Below are 20569 nucleotides of genomic sequence, written 5' to 3' on the forward strand. Positions count from 1 at the left end.
GGCTCGGACGGGCCGCGCCAGCGGGCGCCCCGTCCGGGCCTCTCTATCTCGCGCTCAGGGGTTCTCTATCTCGGCACTCAGAGGTCGACGCCGAGGCCCAGGTCGTCGAGGCGCACCGGGTCGCAGGTGGCCAACGAGCGGTTGCCGGCGTAGCCGATGCCCGACGCGCGCAAGCCGTCGCGGAAGCCGGCGGCGCGGCCCAGCGGGTCGGCCTCGGTGCGGCCGCGGAACACGTCGGCCAGCAGCAGGGCGTCGCCGCCGCCGTGCCCGCCGTGCCCGACGCCGACGATCGGCCGCTCCTCGGCGCGCTCCCAGTGCTTCTGCACGACGAGGCGCTCCCCCTCCGGGCGCACCGTGTCCTCGCCGAACGTCGCGGTGAAGCTCGGGTCGACGGTCGCCTTGCCGTCGGCGCCGAAGACGACGGACCCGCGCTCGACCACCTCGAGCTCGGCGCGCCCGCGCGAGCCGTTGACGACGACGCGGTACCCCTCCCACGGCGCGCTGGCCGTGAGCGAGTAGGTGAGCACCGGGCCGCCGGCGTACTCCACGACGAGCCCGAGCGTGTCCTCGGTGGTGATGCCCGCGTCGAAGACGCTGCGGTCGCGGCGGTAGCCGTCGACGGCCTGCGCCTCGGCACCGTACAGCTCGGAGAGGTAGGGGTCGGCGTCGACGTCGATGCGCCACGGGTCCACGCCCTGCTCGTTGAGCGCCCGTTCCCCCGCGGTGGGCTCGTAGCCGCTCGCGTGCGCCGCGTCGTCGCCGTAGAACCGGCGGCCGCCGCTGGCGAAGACGCGCTGCGGGACGGCGTCGATCCACCAGTTGACCAGGTCGAAGTGGTGGCTGGACTTGTGCACCAGCAGGCCGCCGTTGTTGACCTTCTCGCGGTGCCAGCGGCGGAAGTAGTCCGCGCCGTGCACGGTGTCGAGGGCCCAGTCGAAGTGGACGCTCAGCACCTGCCCGATCTCGCCGGACGCGATGACCTCGCGCAGCGCGGAGTTCCGCGGCGAGTAGCGGTAGTTGAACGTCATGGTGAGGTCGCGGCCCGTCTCGGCGACGGCGTCCGCGATCTGCCGTGCCTCGGCCTCGGTGGCCGCGATCGGCTTCTCGACGACGACGTCGACGCCCGCGCGCAGCGCCCGGGACACGAGGTCCGCGTGCGTGTTGTCGACCGACGTGACGATGAGCCGGTCGACCCGCTGCTCGTCGAGGGCCTTCTCGAGGTGGTCGGGGTGGTAGACGGGGCGCTCGCCGCCGACGGCGGCGGCGACCTTCGCCTCGTGCACGGCCGCGCGCACGGGGTTGGGCTCCACCCACGCGACGATCTCGCCGTCGTCGGCGTGGTCCCCGATCAGCGCGTTGACGTACATACCGGCGCGGTGGCCGGCACCGGCGACGGCGTAGCGTCGGCGCTCGGCGCCGGCGGGGCTGCCGGAGGGGCTGGGGACGGAGGGCATCGTCGATCTCCTTGGGTTTCGCCGCGACGGCGGCGGGGGTCGATGGAACCGAGCGGGTAAGCGGTTTCCGACAGCCTACCCGAGTCCCGTGCTCGGCCCCACCCTCGCGAGGTAGTTCGCTCCGCGCCGAGGTAGTGGACCAGACCACTACCTCGGCACGGTTCGAACTACCTCGGCACGGTTGGAACTACCTCGGCGCGGGCCGTACTACCTCGACGGGGTGATGACGACCTGGCCGGCCCAGGTGAAGCCGCCGCCGAAGCCGAAGAGCAGTGCCGGCGTCTCCGCGGGGACCTTCCCGGAGTGCCACCACTTGGACAGACCCATCGGGATGGACGCGGCGGAGGTGTTGCCGGACTCGGTGATGTCGGTGACGACGATGCGGTCCTCGAGGCCCAGGCCCTTGGCGAGCGGCTCGATGATCCGCAGGTTGGCCTGGTGAGCCACCAGCACGCCGATGTCGTCCAGCGAGAGGCCGGACGCCTCGACCACGCGGCGCGCGCGGTCGGCGGCGCGGGTGATGGCCCACTTGAAGACGGCGCGGCCGTCCTGGGCGAACTTCTCCTGCGGCGCCTCGATCACCACGGCGGGGGTCAGCTCGGGCTCCGAGCCCCACACGACGGGCCCGACGGCGGGGGTGTCGGCGGCCTGCAGCACGACTGCGCCCGCGCCGTCGGCGGTGAGGATGCAGCTGCTGCGGTCGGACCAGTCGGTCACGGCGGTGAGCTTCTCCGAGCCGATCACGACGGCGGTGCGCGCGGACCCGGCTCGGATCGCCTGGTCGGCGACGCCCACGGCGTAGGCGAAGCCGGAGCACGCCGTGTTGAGGTCGACGACGCCGGGCCCGACGACGTTGCGCAGGTCGGGCTCCTCCTCGCCCTCGGGGGTGCTCGCCCCGGGCTGGACGCCGGTGCGCAGGGCGTAGGCGACGCGGCCCGCGGTGTTGGGCGACCGGTCGAACGCCGTCGTGGTCGCGACGACCACGAGGTCGACGTCCCCGGCCGCGACACCGGCGTCGTCGAGCGCGTGCCGGGCGGCCTCCGTCGCCATGTCCGCGACGGTGACGTGGTCCGCCGCGACGTGCCGGGTGACGATGCCGGTCCGCGAGCGGATCCACTCGTCGTTGGTCTCGACGAGCTTCGCGATGTCGTCGTTGGTCATGACCCTCTCGGGCTGGTGGTGCCCGAGGCCGACGATGCGGGACCCGGCGGCGCCCGCCGGCAGCGTCAGGGCGGGTGCGGTGGACTCACTCATGGGAGCGATCATCCCACCGCACCCGCCCCGGTCTCACCCGTGCTCGCGGGGCGGGCGGGTCAGCGGCCGACCTTCTCCCCCGGTCGGGCCGGCGTCGTGTACGCCAGCGCCGGGGCGGGGGGCGTCGTCATCCCCTCGCCGAGGAAGTACGACGTGTGCGGCGGCTGGTTGTAGGCGGTGTTCTGCCACGCCACGCCGAGCCGGTAGACCGGGTCGGACATGAGGGTGCGCAGCCGGTGCTCGGTCGGGATCACCGTGGTGGCGATCCGCAGCGCCGTGGAGTCCTCGGTGCGGGTGACGATCTCCTCGCGCCAGTCGCCGAACAGGTCCGCCTGGAGGGCCGGGTTGCCCTTGGTGTCGTTGTTCGACAGCGTGCCGGTCGCGCGGTAGAGCTCCACCTGCTCACCCTTCTCGTAGTCCCACTTCGAGATGGTGGGCACGCCGGTGCGGGGGCCGTCGTCGAACTCGTGGTCGCCGATCTCCGCGAGCAGGTCGCCGTCCCAGTACGTGAGGAAGTTGGCGGCGGGGATGGTGTTCCCGATCAGCTCGCCGGACGCGGCGTGCAGCTCGCCCACGCGGGAGTTCCACGCGGCGTCGCCGCCCACGGCCCAGCCCTCGGCGCCCGCGTACCGCGGGTCGATGTCGCCCGCGGCGGCCCGGCCGGTGTCGCGGGTGGCAGGGATCGACCACAGCACCTCGCCGGTCGCCGCGTCGCGGAAGGTCGCCCCGCGGTTCCCGGAGGCGCTCATCGACTCGTGGGCCGCGAACACCTCCAGCCCGGGCCGGGACGGGTCGAGGTCCCCCACGTGCAGGGAGTCGCCGTGCCCGAGCCGCGTGTTGGAGAGGGCGGAGCCGTCGTCGTCGATCGTCATGGAGCCGAAGACGATCTCGTCCTTGGCGTCGCCGTCGACATCGGCCACGGAGAGGTTGTGGTTGCCCTGGCCCTCGTACTCCTTGCCCTCGACCTTCGAGTCGAACACCCAGCGCTGCGTGAGCTGCTCGCCGTCGAAGTCGTAGGCCGCGACCACGGCCCGGGTGTAGTACCCGCGCGAGAAGATCGCGCTCGGGTGCTCGCCGTCGAGGTACGCGGTCCCGGCGAGGAAGCGGTCGACGCGGTTGCCGTACCCGTCGCCCCAGTCCGTGACCGTGCCGCGCGGCGGCGTGTAGTCGACCGTGTCGACGGCGGCGCCGGTCGCGCCGTCGAAGACCGTGAGGAACTCCGGCCCGGAGAGCACGTAGCCGCTCGCGTTGCGGTGGTCGGCTTCGGCGTCGCCGATCACCGTGCCCACCCCGTCGACCGTGCCGTCGGCGGTCTTGGCCATGACCTCGGCCCGGCCGTCGCCGTCGTAGTCGAAGACCTGGAACTGGGTGTAGTGGGCACCGGCCCGGATGTTCCGGCCCAGGTCGACGCGCCACAGCCTCGTCCCGTCCAGCTCGTACGCGTCGAGGTAGACGTTCCCCGTGTAGCCGCCCTTGGAGTTGTCCTGCGAGTTGGTCGGGTCCCACTTGAGCACGAGCTCGTACTCCCCGTCGCCGTCGACGTCGCCCACGGACGCGTCGTTCGCGCGGTAGGAGTACGCCTTGCCGTCGGGCGTCGTGCCGTCGGCGGGCTTGTCGAGCGGCACGTCGAGGGTCTGCCGGTCCCAGACCGTGAACGCGTCGGTCGCCCACCGCTCGACCCGGCTGCCGCCCTTGACCTCGCTCACGCGGTACGTCGCCTCGGCGGTGCCGTCCGGGTCGACGAGGTTGGTCGAGCCCGTGACCGGCCGGTCGGTGATCCGCTCGCCGTCGCGGTAGACGTGGAAGCCGACGGCCTCCGGGTCGTCGCCGAGCATGCGCCAGCCGACGTACACGCCGTCCTCGGTGGACACCGCGACAGGTGAGCGGTCGATCCGCTCCGCCTGCCGCTGCGGTGTGGACGTGCTGGACGCCGTCGCCGCGGCGTCGTCCGGAGCAGGCGCGGCCGAGGCCGTGCAGACCACGGGCAGCACGAGCCCGAGGGTCAGCGCGCCCGCGGCCAGCGGGCGCAGCGCGCGGCGGTGCAGGGTTGTCGTCATCGGTTCCCTCCGGTGGTGGTGGCCTCGTCGTCGAGGCGCGTGATGGTCAGTCCGTTGAGCCAGCCCGCGGCGACGACGTCGAGCCGCCCGTCCGTCACCTCGACCGGCGCGAGCACGCGCGTCGAGGTGCCACCGCGCCCGGCGTTCACCGAGCCGCGGTCCTCGCCCTCGAGCGTCACGGCGAGGCTGGCGGTGCCGAGCATGTCGCCCCACTCGACCGCGACGACGTAGGTGCCGTCCGCGACGTCGACGGCGATCGGCGTGCTCGCCGACGGCAGCAGGAAGTCGCGCTGCAGCGCGGTCGGGACGGGGTCGAAGCCCGTGCCGCGGTCGCGCCCGCCCGGGCCGGTCGCCGAGGTGAAGCCGTACCCCCGGCCGTTCGCGTACAACGTCGTGTCGTCGAGCGGCAGGTGGCCGTCCATGGTCACGGCGCCCGCGGGCTGCACGTCGAACCGGTAGAGCGGCTCCTTGGTGGTCAGCCGCAGCGCCTCCGACGGCGCGGAGTCGCCGCGGCCGTTCACGGCCACGACCCGCACGTCGTAGGAGGCGCCCGCCTCGAGGCCGGTGAGGTCGGCCCGCCCGATGGTGGAGGTGGTCCGCAGGGCGTAGGTGTCGTCGTCGGCGCTCTTGAGCTCCACGCGGTAGACGTCGGCGCCGTCGACCGCGTCCCACGTGAGCGTGGCGCCCGTGCCCGACACGGCCGAGGCGGCGAGCCCGGTGGGCACGGCCGGCACCTCGGCGGGCGGCTCGGCCTGGATCACCTCGTCGGCGAGCGGGACGTCGAGGCGTGCCGTGTCCTGCGCGACCAGCCGCGCCATCTGGATGGCCCCGTACGCCTGGAAGTGCGTGTCGTCCTGCGTGCCGTCCGGGCGGGCCGGGTACACGCCCGCCGGCACCCACAGGAACACCGACTTCGCGGCCTCGGGCCCGATCTCGTCGAGGTAGGCGCGGCTGGAGGCCGACAGGTCGACCAGGGGCGTGCCGGTCTCCTCCGCGAGGGCCCGCGCCTGCTCGACGTACTGCGGGAACGAGACGTTCGCGTGTCCCGAGGCGTCGAAGCTGCGCCGCGAGACCGGCGTCACGAGGATCGGCGTCGCGCCGCGCTGCCGGGCGCCGTCGACGTAGGTGCGCAGGTAGTTGCGGTAGTCGGCCGGGGCGGCGTAGCGGTCGTCGACGCCGTAGCTGTTGTCGTTGTGCCCGAACTGGACGTACAGGTAGTCGCCCGGACGGATCTGGCGCAGCACCTCGTCGAGGCGGCCCTGGCTGATGAAGTTCTTCGACGACCGGCCGCCGATCGCGTGGTTGTCGACCGTGACGCCGTCCGAGAGGAACCGGTCGAGCATCTGGCCCCAGCCGGCCTGCGGCGCCCAGTAGTCGGTGTAGGTCTGCACGGTGGAGTCGCCGGTGACGAAGACGGTGGGCTCCGCGCCCGCCTCCCGCGGCGCCTGCGGGGTCACGGTGATCGCCGCGAGGTTCGCGGCCGCTCCCGCGAAGTCGAGGTTCAGCTGGCCGTCGACCAGCGCGACGTCGAACTCGGTCTCGAGGAACTCCCCGGCCGGCTTCTCGGTGGCGGGGACCTTGGCCATCTGCTCGACGGTGATCGCGATGTCGGTGGCGGCCTCCGGGTCGCCCGCGACGACGCCCACGGTGTAGTCGCCGTCGGGCAGGTCGATCACGAGCTCGGTGTCGCCGACGCGGACCAGGTCGGAGCGCAGCGGGTCGGCCCCGCCGCGGCGGACCGGGGTCACCTGGTCGGGATCCACGAAGCCGACCCGGTGCGCCTTCGAGTACGCGGGGCCCGCGACGATCCGCGTCGCTCCCGGCGCCGTCGGGCCGTTGCCGAAGTCGAGCGTGAGGCCGCCGGAGGGGATCTCCGGATCGGCGACGCCGTCGCCGACCAGAGTGCCGACGGCGACCGCGGACGGCGTGGACAGGGCGCCGTCGGCGCCGACCGCCTGCGCGCGGTAGTAGTGGACGGCGGTGGTGTCGACGGCGTCGGTCGCGTGAACGGTGCGCTCGTCGGTGCGTGCCACCACGGTGAACTCGCCGTCGACGGCGTCGCTGCGCGAGAGCACGTAGCCTGCGGCGCCCTTCACCTCGTTCCACCGCATCGACAGCGCGCCGTCGACGGCGTGGGCGACGCGGACGGCGGTGGGAGCCGGGAGGTCGGCGGCCGCGGCGGACGTCGCGGCGGTCGTGGCGGACAGGCCCGCGAGGACCAGGCCGACGGCCGTCGCGCCCGCGGCGAGGGCTCGGCGGGGGCACCGGGTCGCGGGGCGGTCGAATGATGACGGGGTAGCGCTTTCCAACGATGGACGCGCAGGGCGGTTCTCTGCTGGCACTGGTGCTCACCTCGAGGTCTCGTCGTCGAGCCGCCCTCGGCGGCCGTCGTCGGTCGCCGAGGTTGAATGGATTCAAGCAGGTGGTGCGCGACCATGATGCCCGGCGACCTGGGCAAGCACAACCCCGCACGATCCCGGTCAGGGACGCACCACGAGCCCGAACGGGACCGTGAGCACCGACCTGCCGACCCGCAGGTGGAAGCGCGTGCGCCCCCGCTTCACCAGCGTGCCGACCACCCCGTCGTACCGGCCCGGAGCGACCACGCGCAGCCGCTCCCCCGGGCGGACGCCCGCCGGGTCCACCCGCGCCGCGTCCGGTGCGGCGACGGACTGCCCGGCCGTCGGCGCCGGCGACCCGAGCTCGGGCACCGGCCGGCCCCGGTACGTCCACGACAGCAGGAAGCGGCGGTCGAAGACGGGCGAGCAGCGGGCGCACGCCTGCGGCCGCTGGGGCCGGCGGAAGCGCGTCACCCGTTGCCCGGCCGGGCAGCGGCCCACCCAGTCGCCCTCCACCTCGGGGGTCCCCTCGCGCACCACGCGCCGGCCGGTGGAGCCGATCGACCGCGCCGTCGCGCGCCAGACGGCGTCGTGCCCGTGCCGGGCACCGGCCAGCGCGTGCGCGATCTCGTGCAGCACCACCTCGCGCACGTCCGCCTCGTCGTACAGCTCCGCCAGCGGGCCCGACAGGCTGATCTCGCGACGGTCGTACCGGCACAGGCCGGCGCGCCGCCGCGCCCGGTCGAACCGGAACGTCCAGCCGGACAGCCCGTGCTCGGCCATCAGCCCGCGTGCGAGCGACGCGGCGTCCTCCCGCTCCATGCCTCGCCCCCGTCCGTCCGGCTCGTCCACGCCCGGCCGCCGCCCGCGGCCCGGCATGACGCTAGCGGGCACCGGCGACACCCCGACGACCGTCGTCCACAGGCCGCCGGGAACGGCCGGGTCAGACGCCGGCCTCCCGGGAGAACCCCTCGATGTGCGCCTTCACCGCCGCGGCGGCGGCCGCGCCGTCGCCGGCGGCGACGGCGTCGAGCACGGCGCGGTGCTCGGCGCGCAGCCGGGTGGCGGTGCGCGGCCACGACGGCAGGCGCTCGATGCCGACGGCGACGTACCCGCCGATGGCGCCGCGCAGCCCGGTCATCACGGCCTCGACCAGCACGTTCCCCGCCATGCGCACGAACTCGAGGTGGAACGCCTGGTCGAGCTCGAGGAACTCGGCCGCCGGGACGTCGTCGTCCTCCATCCGCCCCAGGAGCCGGCGCGCCTCCTCGAGGTGGGCGGCCGCGCCGGGCGCGAGGTCCGTCGCCCGCTCCGCCGCCTGGGCCACGGCCCAGGACTCGAGCAGCACCCGGGTCGCGACGACGTCCCGCACCGGCAGCGTGCCGGTGGCCACGTGCAGCCGCACCGCGGCGCCCAGGCCCGCGGCGGGGCGGTCGATGACGACGGCGCCCGCGGTCGGCCCGGACCCGACGCCGGGGCGCACGATGCCGAGCGCGTCGAGCACGCGGATCGCCTCGCGGACGGAGGGCCGGGAGACGCCGAGGTCCTCCGCGAGCGCCCGCTCTCCGGGCAGCCGCTCGCCCAGGCCCCAGCGGCCGGCGGCGATGCCCTCCTCAAGGTGGGCGAGGACTCGTTCGTGGGTGCGCACGGGCTCAGCGTAACCACCGCGTGGCACAGTGGTCTGACCACATCCGCTACAGTGGCCGCTCGGCGGCGCCGCCGTGGCGTCGCCGACCCGCCCGGGTCATGCTGGACCGAGCCGACCGGTGGCTGACCGCAGCCGCACCGCGGCGGCCTGGCGCCGGCACCGGACGGGCACGACCGCACGAAGCACAGAGGAGTCGTATGCGCATCGCCCTCGCCGCCACCTGCCTCGCCGACACCCTGTTCCCCGGGGCGCCGCGCGCGACGGTCCGGCTGCTGGAACGCCTCGGTCACGAGGTCGTCTTCCCCGCCGACCAGGCGTGCTGCGGGCAGATGCACGTCAACACCGGCTACTTCCGCGAGGCGGTCCCGGTGATCCGCAACCACGTGGAGACGTTCGCGCCGGTGGCGGACGGCGAGTGGGACGCCGTCGTCATGCCGTCCGGGTCGTGCACCGGGTCGGTGCGTCACCAGCAGGCGATGGTCTGCCGCCGCGCCGGCCTCGACGACCTCGCCGCCACCGCGGAGGCGGTGTCCGCCAAGACGTACGAGCTGTCCGAGCTGCTCGTCGACGTCCTCGGCCTCACCGACGTCGGCGCCTGGTTCCCGCACCGCGTCACCTACCACCCCACCTGCCACTCGCTGCGGATGCTGCACGTGGGCGACAAGCCCCTGCGGCTGCTGCGGGCCGTCGAGGCCATCGACCTCGTGGAGCTCCCGGCGGCGGACTCGTGCTGCGGGTTCGGCGGCACGTTCGCCCTGAAGAACGCCGACACGTCGGCCGCCATGCTCGAGGACAAGACGGCGAACGTGCGCGGCACCGCCGCCGAGGTGCTGACCGCCGGCGACATGTCCTGCCTCATGCACATCGGCGGCGGGCTGTCCCGGCAGGGCACCGGCATCCACGCCCTGCACCTGGCCGAGGTGCTCGCCTCCACCCGCGAGGAGCCGACCCCCCTGCCGGAGACGACGTTCAGCCGCCCCGGGCGGGACGACGCCACCCGGACGGAGGCCGCCCGATGAGCCGCACCTTCCTCGGTCTCCCGCGCACTCTGCGCCGGCCCGACGACGCGGAGGCACGCCGGGCCGACGAACCGTTCGGCCCGGTCCCCCACCCGCAGGAGCCCCTGCGCTGGGGCGACGACTTCCCCGCCGCCGCGAAGCAGACCCTGAAGAACGACCAGCTGCGCCGCAACCTCGGTCACGCGACGCAGGTCATCCGCACCAAGCGGGCCGCCGTCGTCGGGGAGGTACCCGACTGGGAGGCGCTGCGCGACGCCGGGTCCGCCGTGAAGCAGCAGGTCATGGCGCATCTGCCGGACCTGCTGCAGCAGCTCGAGGAGAACGTCGTCGCGCGCGGCGGCGTCGTGCACTGGGCGCGCGACGCGGCGGAGGCGAACCGGATCGTCGCCGACATCGCGAGGGCCAAGGGCGCCGACGAGGTGGTGAAGGTCAAGTCGATGGCCACGCAGGAGATCGGGCTCAACGAGGCGCTGGCCGACGAGGGCATCGCCGCCATCGAGACCGACCTGGCGGAGCTCATCGTGCAGCTCGCCGACGACATGCCGTCGCACATCCTCGTCCCCGCGATCCACCGCAACCGGTCCGAGATCCGCGACATCTTCCTCGCCCGCATGGGCGACGCCCCGCCGGACCTGTCGGACGTGCCGCGCGAGCTCGCGATGGCCGCCCGCGCGCACCTGCGCCGCAAGTTCCTGTCCGCCAAGGTGGCGGTGAGCGGCGCGAACTTCGCCGTCGCGGACACGGGCACGCTCGCCGTCGTCGAGTCCGAGGGCAACGGGCGGATGTGCCTCACGCTGCCCGAGACCCTGGTGACGGTGATGGGCATCGAGAAGCTCGTGCCCACCTTCGACGACCTCGAGGTCTTCCTGCAGCTGCTCCCCCGCTCGTCGACCGGCGAGCGGATGAACCCGTACACGTCCCTGTGGACGGGCGTGACGCCGGGCGACGGCCCGCAGGAGTTCCACCTGGTGCTGCTCGACAACGGCCGCACCGACGTGCTCGCCGACGAGGTGGGCCGCTCCGCGCTGCACTGCATCCGCTGCTCCGCGTGCCTCAACGTGTGCCCCGTGTACGAGCGGGTGGGCGGCCACGCCTACGGCTCCGTCTACCCCGGGCCGATCGGGGCCATCCTCACCCCGCAGCTCACCGCGTCGACCGGCGGCGTGTCCGGGCACCACGACCCGAACGCCTCCCTGCCCTACGCGTCGTCGCTGTGCGGCGCCTGCTACGAGGTCTGCCCGGTGAAGATCGACATCCCGTCGATCCTCGTCGACCTGCGCGCCCGGGAGGTGGACGCCGACCGCTCGTCGCGCGGCGTCGACCCGTGGCGGACGGCGATGAAGGCGGCGTCGTGGGTCATGGCCGACGGCGACCGGTTCGCCCTCGCCGGCCGTGCCGCCACGCTGGGCAGCGGGCTCGGCGGGCGGGACCACGCCATCTCCGTCGCTCCGCCGCCCGCGTCGGCGTGGACGAGGGCGCGCGACCTGCCCGCGCCGCCCCGGCAGACGTTCCGGCAGTGGTGGAAGGCGGAGCACGAGACCACGGAGCAGTCCGAGGAGGGCACCCGATGAGCGAGGCACGCACCGAGGTCCTGGCGCGGGTCCGCGCGGCGCTGGGGCAGACCGGCTCCGGCACGACGCCGTCGGGCAAGGTCGGCACCGCACCGCACCCGGAGCCCGTGCCGCGCGACTACCGCGCCGCCGGCGAGCACGCCGTCGGCTCTCCGGAGGTGCTGGAACAGCTCGTCGACCGGCTGGTGGACTACAAGGCCCACGTGCACCAGGTCGCCGCCGACGCCCTGCCCGCCACGATCGCCGCCCTCGTCGCCGACCTGTCAGGACCACACGCAGGTTCTGATGGTCCTGGTCCTGACAGGTCGCTGCGGGTCGTGGTCCCTGACGGGCTGGACGACGCATGGCTGGCGGCGCTGCCGGCGGACGTCGACGTCGTGCGCGACTCGCGCGTGCACCCGCTCGCCGCGACGGACCTCGACGCCGTGGCCGCCGTGGTCACCGCCGCCCGGGTCGCGATCTCCGAGACCGGCACGATCGTGCTCGACGGCGAGGCCGACCAGGGCCGCCGTGCCATCTCGCTGGTGCCCGACGTGCACCTGTGCGTGGTGCGGGCCGACCAGGCCGTGCAGACCGTGCCGGAGGCGGTGCGCCTGCTGGGCGAGCACCCCGAGCGGCCGCTCACCTGGATCTCCGGCCCCAGCGCGACGTCGGACATCGAGCTCGACCGCGTGGAGGGCGTGCACGGTCCCCGCACCCTGCACGTGCTGCTCGTCGCACCCGCCGGCTGACGCGACGACGGCGTGCGAACCCGTTCCGGTCCGCACGCCGTCGTCGTCAGCGCGTGGTGATCACTTGTTGAGGCCGGGCGGCGTGCGCGGGGACGTGCCCGGGGTGGCCTCGGTGAGGCCGTCGAGCAGCGCGAAGTACGACGGCTTCTTCTCGAAGTCCCCGGTCATGATCGTGGCGTAGCCCTCGGGGAAGACGCCGGGCACCCACGACCGCTCGTCGTCGAAGCCCCACACGGTGAAGCTCGTGCAGGCGGCGACGTCGAGGCAGGCGTCGAGCAGCCGGCCGTACCGGTCGGCCTGCGTGGCGACCTGGTCGGCGGTCGGCTCGCCGTCGTCGCCGAGCGGCATGCGCACGTCGGCCTCGGTGACGGCCACCTTCAGCCCGAGGTCGGCGAACCGCTCGAAGTTCGCCTGCATCGAGTCGTCGAACCCGTACTGGAGGCTCAGGTGCGCCTGCGCACCGAAGCCCTGCAGCGGCGCGCCGTCGGCGAGCAGCTCCTTCGCCAGCCCGTAGTAGAAGTCGGTCTTGGCGTTGATGCCCTCGGCGTTGTAGTCGTTCATGAACAGCACGGCCTCGGGGTCCGTCTCGTGCGCCCAGCGGAAGACGTCGCCGATGAGGCCGACCGGGTCGTCCGAGCACGCCTTGAGGAACGGGTTGGCCTCGGTGCGCAGCCTCACGCCGCCGGCGTCCCACTCGTCCTGGACGACCTCGTTGATCACGTCCCACTCGTAGATCTCGCCGGCGTAGCGGCCGACGACCGTGCGGACGTGGTCCTCGAGGACGTCGCGCGCCTCGTCGCAGGTCCAGGACGTGCTGGCCTCGGTCACCCACTCGGGGTTCTGGCTGTGCCAGAGGAGCGTGTGCCCGCGGACCTCCTGCCCGTTCGCCTTCGCGAAGGCCACGACGGCGTCCGCGCCGGCGAAGTCGTAGACGCCGGGCTCCGGGTGGAGCTCGGCCCACTTCATGTCGTTCTCGGGGGTCAGCGAGCCGAACTCGTCCCCGAGGATCGTCTGGAACTCGGTGGGGTTCTTGCGGTCGTAGCCGAGCAGCTCGTTCTTGCCCCACACGGCGCTGCCGATCTCGAGGTCGCGCGGCGCCTCGGAGCGCAGCGTGGGATCGGGCCGCGCGGCCTGGGCCGCCGGGGCGGTCAGCGCGAGCACGGTGACGGCCGAGGCCGCGACCGCGACCGCACGCTGGAGCTGGGGGGAATGGGACATCGTTGTTCCTCTCCGGTCGGGTCTTCCCACGGCTCGGGCGAACCGTCGAACGGGTCCGACGTGGTGAAAGGTAACGATGTCGATAACGATTTCGCAAGAGCTGCCGCCACGGTCCGCAGGGCTCGCCACGGAGGGCCCGTGCGACCCTTCGTGATCGTCCGCGCACGGCGGAGGCCGCACAATAGGTGCCCGTGACCGACAGCGCGACGCCCGAGGACGCCACCTCGCACGAGGCCACGTCCGACGCCCTCTTCGAGGTGCCGCCCGGCGCCCGCCGCCCCGCCCGGCGGATCGTGCTGCTCACGGGGCCGTCGGGGTCGGGCAAGACGGCGCTCACCCGGCGGCTGGGCCTGCCGGTCATGAACCTCGACGACTTCTACCACGACGCCGACTTCCCGGGGATGCCGATGCGCTACGGCATCGTCGACTGGGACGACCCTCGCAGCTGGGACTCCGCCGCCGCCCTGGACGCGCTGCGCGCGGTCGTGCGCACCGGCCGCGCGGACGTGCCCGTGTACGACATCCCCACCTCGCGCCGCACGGGCGCCACGGTCCTCGAGGCGGGCGACGCGCCCGTCGTCGTCGCCGAGGGGATCTTCGCCGCGGAGCTCGTGGCCGCGTGCCGGGCGGACGGGATCCTCGCCGACGCGATCTGCCTCAGCCAGCCGCGCGTCGTGAGCTTCTGGTTCCGCTTCCTGCGCGACGTCGCCGAGTCGCGCAAGCCGTTGCCCACGCTGGTGCGCCGCGGCTGGGGGCTGCTGCGCGCGGAGCCCGCGCTGGTGCGCCGGTGGACGGACCTCGGCTGCCGGCTCGTCACGCCCGCCCAGGCGGAGCGGGACATCCGCGCGCTCCTCGCCCCCTGACCCGGATCTCCCTGGGACGGCGCGCCGCCGCCACCTACGGTGGGCGCATGGCAACGGTGCGGAAGTTCCAGGTGACCTTCGACTGCGCGGACCCGGAGCGGGTCGCCCGGTTCTGGTGCGGGGCGCTCGGGTACGTCATGCCCGAGGGCGTGGACTGCGTCGCGCAGGACCCCACCGGCGAGGGCCCGCGGCTGTACTTCCAGCGCGTGCCCGAGGGCAAGGTCGTGAAGAACCGGGTGCACCTCGACGTCCGCGTCGGCACCGGGCTGACCGGCGACGATCGGCTCGCCGCGCTGCGGGCGGAGCAGGCGCGGCTCGAGCCGCTGGGCGCCGTCTACCTGTACACGCAGTACGCCGACGGCGAGGAGGAGTCCTGCATCACGATGCAGGACGTCGAGGGCAACGAGTTCTGCCTCGACTGACACCGGCGATGCCCAAGGCCCGCCCATCGCAGGCCCACGCCGCGTCATGAGAATGTCACACGCCGGTCATCCGCCTCACACCATCGCCGCCCACCCTGGGGGCAGGAGGTGGTCCCCATGGCCCAGCGGTACGTCGAGCAGGGAGCGGTTCGAGTCCTGTCCCTCTACGAGGGCTTCTTCAGCGGCGGGGCCCGCGTGCTGCACTCGTCGGTCGTGGCCGGCCTGCACGCGCAGGGCCGCCAGCGACACACGGTGCTGAGCATCCACGACGAGGTGCGGCGCGACGCCGTGCTGCAGCGGCTGACCGACGACCGCCGCTACACGCAGCTGACGGCCGCGGGCGTGCGGGTGGCGTCGCTCGGCAGGTCCTCGGAGGTGGCCCACGACCCGGAGGTCCTCACGGACGCCGAGTCGGAGGCCCTGGCCCGGGAGCTGCGCGCCGCCGACGTCGTGCTCTCGCTCAAGGAGCAGCCGCTGCGCCTGCTCTCCCACCCCGACGCGCTGCCCGACCGGCCGGTGGTCGCCTGCCTGCACCGCTCGGACCCGGAGCACCAGGGCTCGGGGCTGGGGCACCTGCTGCGCGCCGCGGACGACGGACGCCTCGCCGCCGTCGTCTGCTGCGCTGAGTCCACGCGGGCCGCCTACGAGGCCGCGGGCGTGCCCGCGCACCTGCTGGGGGTGATCCCGAACGGCGTCGACCTCACCCGCTTCCGCCCCGCGCGGCCCGCCCGGCGCCTGGCCGTCCGCGGGGCGCACCGCCTGCCCGCCGACGGGACGGTGGTGGCGTTCGCGGCGCGGTACGACGCGATGAAGAACCCGCGGCTGTTCGTGGCGGCGGCCCGCGAGCTGCTGGGGAGCGACGCCGGCGCGCACGTGGTGATGTGCGGCTCCGGCATGAGCCCCGCCAACCCGGACCTCGCGGCCGACCTGCGCGAGGCGTTCGGCGACCGTCCCGACCTGCTGGGCCGCGTCCGCCTGCTCGGCGTCCGGCACGACATGGAGCAGGTGCTCGCGGCCTCCGACGTCGTCGCCCTGACCTCGGCGTTCGGCGAGGCGGCGCCGCTGTGCCTCATCGAGGGCGCCATGTGCGGGGCCGTCCCGGTCACCACGCCGGTGGGCGACAGCGCGCGGATCGTGGACGGCATCGGCCTCGTGACGGGCTTCGACGCTGCGGAGATCGCCGCGGCGTGGCGCGAGGCCGCCGCGCGCCGCGACTCCCTCGCCGGCGCACTCGTCGCGGCGCGGCCGCGGTTCAGCCACGTGCGGATGCTGTCGGCCTACGCGGCCGTGGTCGAGCGCGCCCACCGCGGGCTGGGGCTGACGCTCGCACCCGCCTGAGCCTCGCCGGCGCGACCGCCTCAGCGCGTCGAGTCGCGCAGCTGCACCTCGAAGTCGACCTCGGTGACGGCACCGGGCGCGGTGTCGCCGACGGCTGCCTGCACGGCGAGGCTGCCCATCTCCTCGAGCGGGATGCGCACGGTGGACAGCGCGGGCGCGTGGTCGCGCAGCGTGGGCACGTCGTCGAACCCGGCGACGCGTACGTCGCGCGGCACCTCGATCCCCAGCTCGCGCAGGCGGGCGATGAGCCCGATCGCCATGACGTCCGTGACGGCGAAGACCGTCAGCGGCTCCTCGCCCGCGCGCTCGCGCACCAGCTCGGCGACGTCGTCGCCGGCCGCATACCCGCCGTCGCGGGAGAACTCGGTGACCAGCACCTCCGCCACCTCGCCGCCGCCGACGCGCGCGGCGGCGGTGAACGCGTCGGTGCGCTCGCGCGACGTCACGACGCGCGCCGGCCCGCCGAGCACGACGAACCGCCGCTGCCCCTGCGCCAGCAGCGCCTCCGCGAGGGCGCGGGCGCCGGTCGCGTTGGGCGGGCGCACCACGGAGCCGTCGCCCACCGGCTGGCCGACGATGACGGAGCGGCCGCCCGCGGCGACGAACGCGTCGAGCTCGGCCGCGAGGGCGGCGTCGTCGTCGGGGGTCCACCGGGTCCCGGCGACGACGACGGCGTCCACGCGCTGGGCGGCGAACGCGGCGACGGCCTCGCGCTCGGCCACGGGGTCGCGGCCGGTCGACGCGAGCAGCACGAGACGCCCGCTGGCCCGGGCCGCGGCCTGCGCCCCGGCGGCGATGGAGGAGAAGTAGGGGTCGGAGATGTCCTGCACGACCAGCCCGAGGAGTCCCGACCGGGCCCGCGCCAGGGCCTGGGCCTGCGCGTTCACGACGTAGCCCAGGTCCGCGGCCGCGGCCTTGACGCGGGCGACCAGGTCGGCCCCCGGCTGCCGCGCCGACCCGTTGAGCACCCGCGACGCCGTGGCGAGGGAGACCCCCGCGCGGTCGGCGACGTCCTGCAGCCTCGCTCGTGCCACCTGCTCCTCCTGCTCCGTCCGTGGCGGGCTCACCGCTGTGCACCGCCCGCTGCCCCCGGCGGCACCGTCGCCCTCCGGCGGCGGCATGTCTTGACGTGCCGCCGGACACACCCTACCGTGGGCGGGAAAGCGCATTCCTCGCCGCGGTCGCGACGGGGTCCGCACCCCGCCATCCGGCGACGCCCTCCGGCGTCGCCGACGACGAAGGAGTCCCGAGTGAGCACACCCACGCGCACCCTGCGCATCGCGATGAACGGCGTCACGGGCCGCATGGGCTACCGCCAGCACCTCGTGCGATCGATCCTGCCGATCCGCGAGCAGGGCGGCGTCGAGCTGTCCGACGGGACCCGCGTCCAGGTGGAGCCCGTGCTCGTGGGCCGCAACGAGTCCAAGCTCGCCGAGCTCGCCGCCAAGCACGGCGTCACCGAGTACACGACCGACCTCGACGGGATCATCGCCGACCCCGCCACGGACATCGTGTTCGACGCGTCGATGACATCGCTGCGCGCCAAGACGCTCGCCAAGGCGATGCAGTCCGGCAAGCACGTCTACACCGAGAAGCCGACGGCCGAGACGCTGGCCGAGGCCGTCGAGCTCGCGCGACTGCGGGAGGAGACCGGCGTCACCGCAGGCGTCGTGCACGACAAGCTCTACCTGCCGGGCCTGGTCAAGCTCCGCCGCCTCGTGGACGAGGGCTTCTTCGGCCGCATCCTGTCGCTGCGCGGCGAGTTCGGCTACTGGGTCTTCGAGGGCGAGCACCAGACCGCCCAGCGCCCGTCCTGGAACTACCGCAAGGAGGACGGCGGCGGCATGACCACGGACATGTTCTGCCACTGGAACTACGTCCTCGAGGGCATCCTCGGTGCGGTCAAGACCGTGAACGCGCAGACCACCACCCACATCCCCACGCGCTGGGACGAGCAGGGCAAGGAGTACGCCGCCACCGCCGACGACGCCGCGTACGGCATCTTCGAGATCGAGACGCCGGGCGGCGACCCGGTCGTGGCGCAGATCAACTCCTCCTGGGCCGTGCGCGTGTACCGCGACGAGCTCGTCGAGTTCCAGGTGGACGGCACGCACGGCTCCGCCGTCGCCGGCCTGCGCAAGTGCGTCGCGCAGCAGCGCGCCCACACCCCCAAGCCCGTGTGGAACCCGGACCTGCCCGTCACCGAGCCGTTCCGCGACCAGTGGCTCGAGGTGCCGGCCAACGCCGACCTCGACAACGGCTTCAAGCTGCAGTGGGAGGAGTTCCTGCGCGACGTCGTCGCCGGCCGCCCGCACCGCTTCGACCTGCTGTCCGCCGCGCGCGGCGTGCAGCTCGCGGAGCTGGGCCTGCGGTCGTCGGCCGAGGGCCGCCGCCTCGACGTCCCGGAGATCGCGCTGTGACGGCGCCGACCCTCGACCCCGCGCTCACGCCGGAGCTGGCGCCCAGCGGCGTCACCGTGCGCCTGCCCCGGTTCGACGCCGCGGGCCGGGCCACCGGCACCGAGGTGCGCGAGCTCAACGCGCCGGGCCCCTGGCACGCCCCGTCCGCGCCGATCACGTCGCGCATCGCGTTCGCCGCCGCGCACGTCGTGCCGCAGGTCGGCGCCGAGAACGTGCCGGGCGCGCCCGCCGTCGTCGACTGGGACGCGACGCTCGCCTACCGGCACGAGATCTGGCGCTTCGGCCTCGGCGTCGCCGACGCCATGGACACCGCCCAGCGCGGCATGGGCCTGGACTGGGCCGCGACGCAGGAGCTCGTCCGGCGCTCGTCGGCCGAGGCCGCGTCCGTCGGCGCGCGCATCGCGTGCGGCGCGGGCACCGACCAGCTCGACCCGGCATCCGTCGAGCCCGGCGAGGCGGGCCTCGCCGCGGTGACCGACGCCTACCGCGAGCAGGTGCGCGTGGTGCAGGACGCCGGGGCGCAGGTCATCGTCATGGCCTCGCGCGCGCTGGCGAAGGTGGCCCGCTCCCCCGAGGACTACGCCCGTGTCTACGACGCGGTGCTGGCCGAGGCCGACAAGCCCGTCGTCCTGCACTGGCTGGGCACGATGTTCGACCCGGCCCTCGCGGGCTACTGGGGGTCCGAGGACGTGGCGTCGGCGACGGCGACCTTCCTCGACCTCATCAAGGCCCACCAGGACAAGGTCGACGGCGTCAAGGTCTCGCTGCTCGACGCGCAGCACGAGATCGGGCTGCGCCGGTCGCTCGCCGCGCTGGACGGCTCCCCCGTGCGCCTCTACACCGGCGACGACTTCAACTACCCCGAGCTGATCGCCGGCGACGACCGTGGCCACTCCGACGCCCTGCTCGGCATCTTCGCGGCGATCTACCCGGCGGCGTCCACGGCGCTGCAGGCGTTCGACGCCGGGGCTGCCGGTGACCCGGACGGCGCGGCGCGCGGCCACGCGATCCTCGCCTCGACCGAGAAGCTGGGGCGGCACATCTTCGCGGCGCCCACGTACTACTACAAGACGGGCGTGGCGTTCCTGTCCTGGCTGAACGGCTTCCAGGCCGGGTTCCAGCTCGTGGGCGGGCTGCAGTCGGGCCGCTCGCTGGCGCACCTCGTGGAGCTGGCGCGCCTCGCCGACGGCTGCGGCATGCTGCTCGACCCGGCGCTGGCCGCGCGCCGCCTCGACGCCCTGCTGGTGACGAACGGGGTCTCCGCGTGAGCGCCGCGCCGGTCGGGGCCGACCTGAGCCGCTGCTCCCTCAACACCGCGACGGTCAAGCACGCCACCCTGGCCGAGGCGGTCGACGCCGCGGCCGCGGCCGGGCTCGGCGCCGTCGGCCTGTGGCGCCACCAGGTGCAGGAGCACGGCGCCGACAAGGCGGCCCGCATCGTGGCCGACGCCGGCCTGCGTGTCTCGTCCCTGTGCCGCGGCGGGTTCCTCACGGCCGCCGACGCGGCGGGCATCGCCGCCGCGCTCGACGACAACAAGCGCGCCATCGAGGAGACGGCGGACGTCGGGACCCGGGAGCTGGTGTTCGTCGTCGGCGGCCTGCCCGCCCTCAGCGAGCCCGGCCAGGGCCCGCGGCCCGACGCCGGCCCGGGCGACCGCGACGTCGTGGCCGCCCGCGCCCGGGTGGCGGACCGGCTCGCCGAGCTCGCTCCCTTCGCGGCCGAGCACGACGTGCGGATCGTGCTCGAGGCGCTGCACCCGATGTTCGCCGCCGACCGCGCGGTGATCTCCACGCTGGGTCAGGCGCTCGACCTCGCCGCGCCGTTCGCCCCCGAGACCGTGGGCGTCGTCGTCGACACCTACCACGTGTGGTGGGACCCGCAGCTGCGCGAGTCGATCGCCCGGGCCGGGGCCGAGGGCCGGATCGCGGGCTACCAGGTCTGCGACTGGAACCTGCCGCTGGCCGCCGACCCGCTCAACTCGCGCGGGCACGTGGGCGACGGGTACGTCGACTTCCCGACGATCTCGCGCTGGGTGGCCGACGCGGGCTACGCCGGGGACGTCGAGACCGAGATCTTCAACGAGGAGATCTGGGCCGACGACCCGCGCGTCACCGCCCGCACGGTCGGCGAGCGGTACGCGCGGCACGTGCTGCCGCACCTGGAGGACGCCGTCCGGCACACCGGGCCTTGACACCCCGGTGCGGGCCTGTCGCCGACGCCGGCCCGCCGCACGAC

General features: G+C 74.4%; 17 protein-coding genes. 9 read left to right on the forward strand and 8 right to left on the reverse strand.

Features of this window, described 5'->3' with window-relative positions; genetic code table 11:
• Positions 1-77: 77 nt before the first annotated feature.
• The 6 genes from ACFUVW_RS10070 to ACFUVW_RS10095 all read right to left on the reverse strand — a co-directional run bounded on the left by ACFUVW_RS10070 (position 78) and on the right by ACFUVW_RS10095 (position 8752).
• Positions 78-1454, reverse strand: coding sequence for a Gfo/Idh/MocA family protein (locus ACFUVW_RS10070; RefSeq protein WP_430571189.1), 1377 nt, complete (start codon positions 1452-1454; stop codon positions 78-80).
• A gap of 207 nt (positions 1455-1661) precedes the next feature.
• Positions 1662-2708: a beta-ketoacyl-ACP synthase III gene (locus ACFUVW_RS10075; protein WP_430571190.1), complete on the reverse strand. Its 1047-nt coding sequence runs from the start codon at positions 2706-2708 to the stop codon at positions 1662-1664.
• Positions 2709-2767: 59 nt separating this feature from the next.
• Positions 2768-4765, reverse strand: coding sequence for a rhamnogalacturonan lyase (locus tag ACFUVW_RS10080; protein ID WP_430571191.1), 1998 nt, complete (start codon positions 4763-4765; stop codon positions 2768-2770).
• Positions 4762-7074, reverse strand: coding sequence for a GDSL-type esterase/lipase family protein (locus tag ACFUVW_RS10085; RefSeq protein WP_430571192.1), 2313 nt, complete (start codon positions 7072-7074; stop codon positions 4762-4764). Before ACFUVW_RS10085 ends, ACFUVW_RS10080 begins: the two co-directional genes overlap by 4 nt.
• Positions 7075-7245: 171 nt before the next feature.
• On the reverse strand, positions 7246-7926 hold the full coding sequence (locus tag ACFUVW_RS10090; protein WP_430571193.1) for a SprT-like domain-containing protein: 681 nt from the start codon (positions 7924-7926) through the stop codon (positions 7246-7248).
• 121 nt (positions 7927-8047) lie between these two features.
• Positions 8048-8752, reverse strand: coding sequence for a FadR/GntR family transcriptional regulator (locus tag ACFUVW_RS10095; protein WP_430571194.1), 705 nt, complete (start codon positions 8750-8752; stop codon positions 8048-8050).
• A gap of 197 nt (positions 8753-8949) precedes the next feature.
• Here ACFUVW_RS10095 and ACFUVW_RS10100 point away from each other — a divergent pair, with 197 nt between their 5' ends.
• Genes ACFUVW_RS10100 through ACFUVW_RS10110 form a run of 3 tightly spaced genes read left to right on the forward strand, consistent with a single transcriptional unit; the run spans position 8950 to position 12073 of the window.
• On the forward strand, positions 8950-9771 hold the full coding sequence (locus ACFUVW_RS10100) for a (Fe-S)-binding protein (RefSeq protein ID WP_430571195.1): 822 nt from the start codon (positions 8950-8952) through the stop codon (positions 9769-9771).
• Positions 9768-11342: a LutB/LldF family L-lactate oxidation iron-sulfur protein gene (locus tag ACFUVW_RS10105; RefSeq protein WP_430571196.1), complete on the forward strand. Its 1575-nt coding sequence runs from the start codon at positions 9768-9770 to the stop codon at positions 11340-11342. The genes ACFUVW_RS10100 and ACFUVW_RS10105 overlap by 4 nt, the downstream gene beginning before the upstream one ends.
• Positions 11339-12073 (forward strand): lactate utilization protein C, encoded by a 735-nt coding sequence (locus tag ACFUVW_RS10110; RefSeq protein ID WP_430571197.1) that lies wholly within the window; start codon positions 11339-11341, stop codon positions 12071-12073. Before ACFUVW_RS10105 ends, ACFUVW_RS10110 begins: the two co-directional genes overlap by 4 nt.
• A gap of 60 nt (positions 12074-12133) precedes the next feature.
• Here the strand turns inward: ACFUVW_RS10110 and ACFUVW_RS10115 are convergent, their stop codons facing one another.
• Complete coding sequence (locus ACFUVW_RS10115) at positions 12134-13291, reverse strand: endo-1,4-beta-xylanase (RefSeq protein WP_430571198.1); 1158 nt, start codon at positions 13289-13291, stop codon at positions 12134-12136.
• Positions 13292-13482: 191 nt separating this feature from the next.
• On the opposite strand from ACFUVW_RS10115, the gene ACFUVW_RS10120 reads away from it, so the two are divergent.
• The 3 genes from ACFUVW_RS10120 to ACFUVW_RS10130 all read left to right on the forward strand — a co-directional run bounded on the left by ACFUVW_RS10120 (position 13483) and on the right by ACFUVW_RS10130 (position 15914).
• Complete coding sequence (locus ACFUVW_RS10120; protein ID WP_430571199.1) at positions 13483-14154, forward strand: uridine kinase; 672 nt, start codon at positions 13483-13485, stop codon at positions 14152-14154.
• 47 nt (positions 14155-14201) lie between these two features.
• On the forward strand, positions 14202-14576 hold the full coding sequence (locus tag ACFUVW_RS10125) for a VOC family protein (RefSeq protein WP_430571200.1): 375 nt from the start codon (positions 14202-14204) through the stop codon (positions 14574-14576).
• 117 nt (positions 14577-14693) lie between these two features.
• Positions 14694-15914 carry a glycosyltransferase gene (locus ACFUVW_RS10130; RefSeq protein WP_430571201.1) on the forward strand — a complete coding sequence of 407 codons (1221 nt, stop codon included), beginning with the start codon at positions 14694-14696 and terminating at the stop codon, positions 15912-15914.
• A 20-nt stretch (positions 15915-15934) separates the two neighbouring features.
• Here the strand turns inward: ACFUVW_RS10130 and ACFUVW_RS10135 are convergent, their stop codons facing one another.
• The gene (locus tag ACFUVW_RS10135; RefSeq protein ID WP_430571202.1) at positions 15935-16948 is read right to left on the reverse strand and encodes a LacI family DNA-binding transcriptional regulator; all 1014 of its coding nucleotides are present in this window, start codon (positions 16946-16948) and stop codon (positions 15935-15937) included.
• A gap of 249 nt (positions 16949-17197) precedes the next feature.
• Here ACFUVW_RS10135 and ACFUVW_RS10140 point away from each other — a divergent pair, with 249 nt between their 5' ends.
• The 3 genes from ACFUVW_RS10140 to ACFUVW_RS10150 are packed head-to-tail and all read left to right on the forward strand — an operon-like array spanning position 17198 to position 20525.
• A complete protein-coding gene (locus ACFUVW_RS10140; protein WP_430571204.1) occupies positions 17198-18334 on the forward strand; it encodes a Gfo/Idh/MocA family protein in 1137 nt (378 codons plus the stop codon).
• A gap of 56 nt (positions 18335-18390) precedes the next feature.
• Positions 18391-19602, forward strand: coding sequence for a dihydrodipicolinate synthase family protein (locus ACFUVW_RS10145; RefSeq protein WP_430571205.1), 1212 nt, complete (start codon positions 18391-18393; stop codon positions 19600-19602).
• Positions 19599-20525 (forward strand): sugar phosphate isomerase/epimerase family protein, encoded by a 927-nt coding sequence (locus ACFUVW_RS10150; protein ID WP_430571203.1) that lies wholly within the window; start codon positions 19599-19601, stop codon positions 20523-20525. Before ACFUVW_RS10145 ends, ACFUVW_RS10150 begins: the two co-directional genes overlap by 4 nt.
• Positions 20526-20569: the final 44 nt, after the last annotated feature.

The organism is Isoptericola sp. NPDC057391, assembly GCF_042668085.1.
Lineage (GTDB): Bacteria > Actinomycetota > Actinomycetes > Actinomycetales > Cellulomonadaceae > Isoptericola.

What these genes read in the sequence shown, in the direction of transcription:
- ACFUVW_RS10070 (WP_430571189.1), bottom strand. Translation starts at nt 1,454, where the DNA reads ATGCCCTCCGTCCCCAGCCCCTCCGGCAGCCCCGCCGGCGCCGAGCGC.
- ACFUVW_RS10075 (WP_430571190.1), bottom strand. Translation starts at nt 2,708, where the DNA reads ATGAGTGAGTCCACCGCACCCGCCCTGACGCTGCCGGCGGGCGCCGCC.
- ACFUVW_RS10080 (WP_430571191.1), bottom strand. Translation starts at nt 4,765, where the DNA reads ATGACGACAACCCTGCACCGCCGCGCGCTGCGCCCGCTGGCCGCGGGC.
- ACFUVW_RS10090 (WP_430571193.1), bottom strand. Translation starts at nt 7,926, where the DNA reads ATGGAGCGGGAGGACGCCGCGTCGCTCGCACGCGGGCTGATGGCCGAG.
- ACFUVW_RS10100 (WP_430571195.1), top strand. Translation starts at nt 8,950, where the DNA reads ATGCGCATCGCCCTCGCCGCCACCTGCCTCGCCGACACCCTGTTCCCC.
- ACFUVW_RS10105 (WP_430571196.1), top strand. Translation starts at nt 9,768, where the DNA reads ATGAGCCGCACCTTCCTCGGTCTCCCGCGCACTCTGCGCCGGCCCGAC.
- ACFUVW_RS10110 (WP_430571197.1), top strand. Translation starts at nt 11,339, where the DNA reads ATGAGCGAGGCACGCACCGAGGTCCTGGCGCGGGTCCGCGCGGCGCTG.
- ACFUVW_RS10115 (WP_430571198.1), bottom strand. Translation starts at nt 13,291, where the DNA reads ATGTCCCATTCCCCCCAGCTCCAGCGTGCGGTCGCGGTCGCGGCCTCG.
- ACFUVW_RS10125 (WP_430571200.1), top strand. Translation starts at nt 14,202, where the DNA reads ATGGCAACGGTGCGGAAGTTCCAGGTGACCTTCGACTGCGCGGACCCG.
- ACFUVW_RS10130 (WP_430571201.1), top strand. Translation starts at nt 14,694, where the DNA reads ATGGCCCAGCGGTACGTCGAGCAGGGAGCGGTTCGAGTCCTGTCCCTC.
- ACFUVW_RS10140 (WP_430571204.1), top strand. Translation starts at nt 17,198, where the DNA reads ATGAACGGCGTCACGGGCCGCATGGGCTACCGCCAGCACCTCGTGCGA.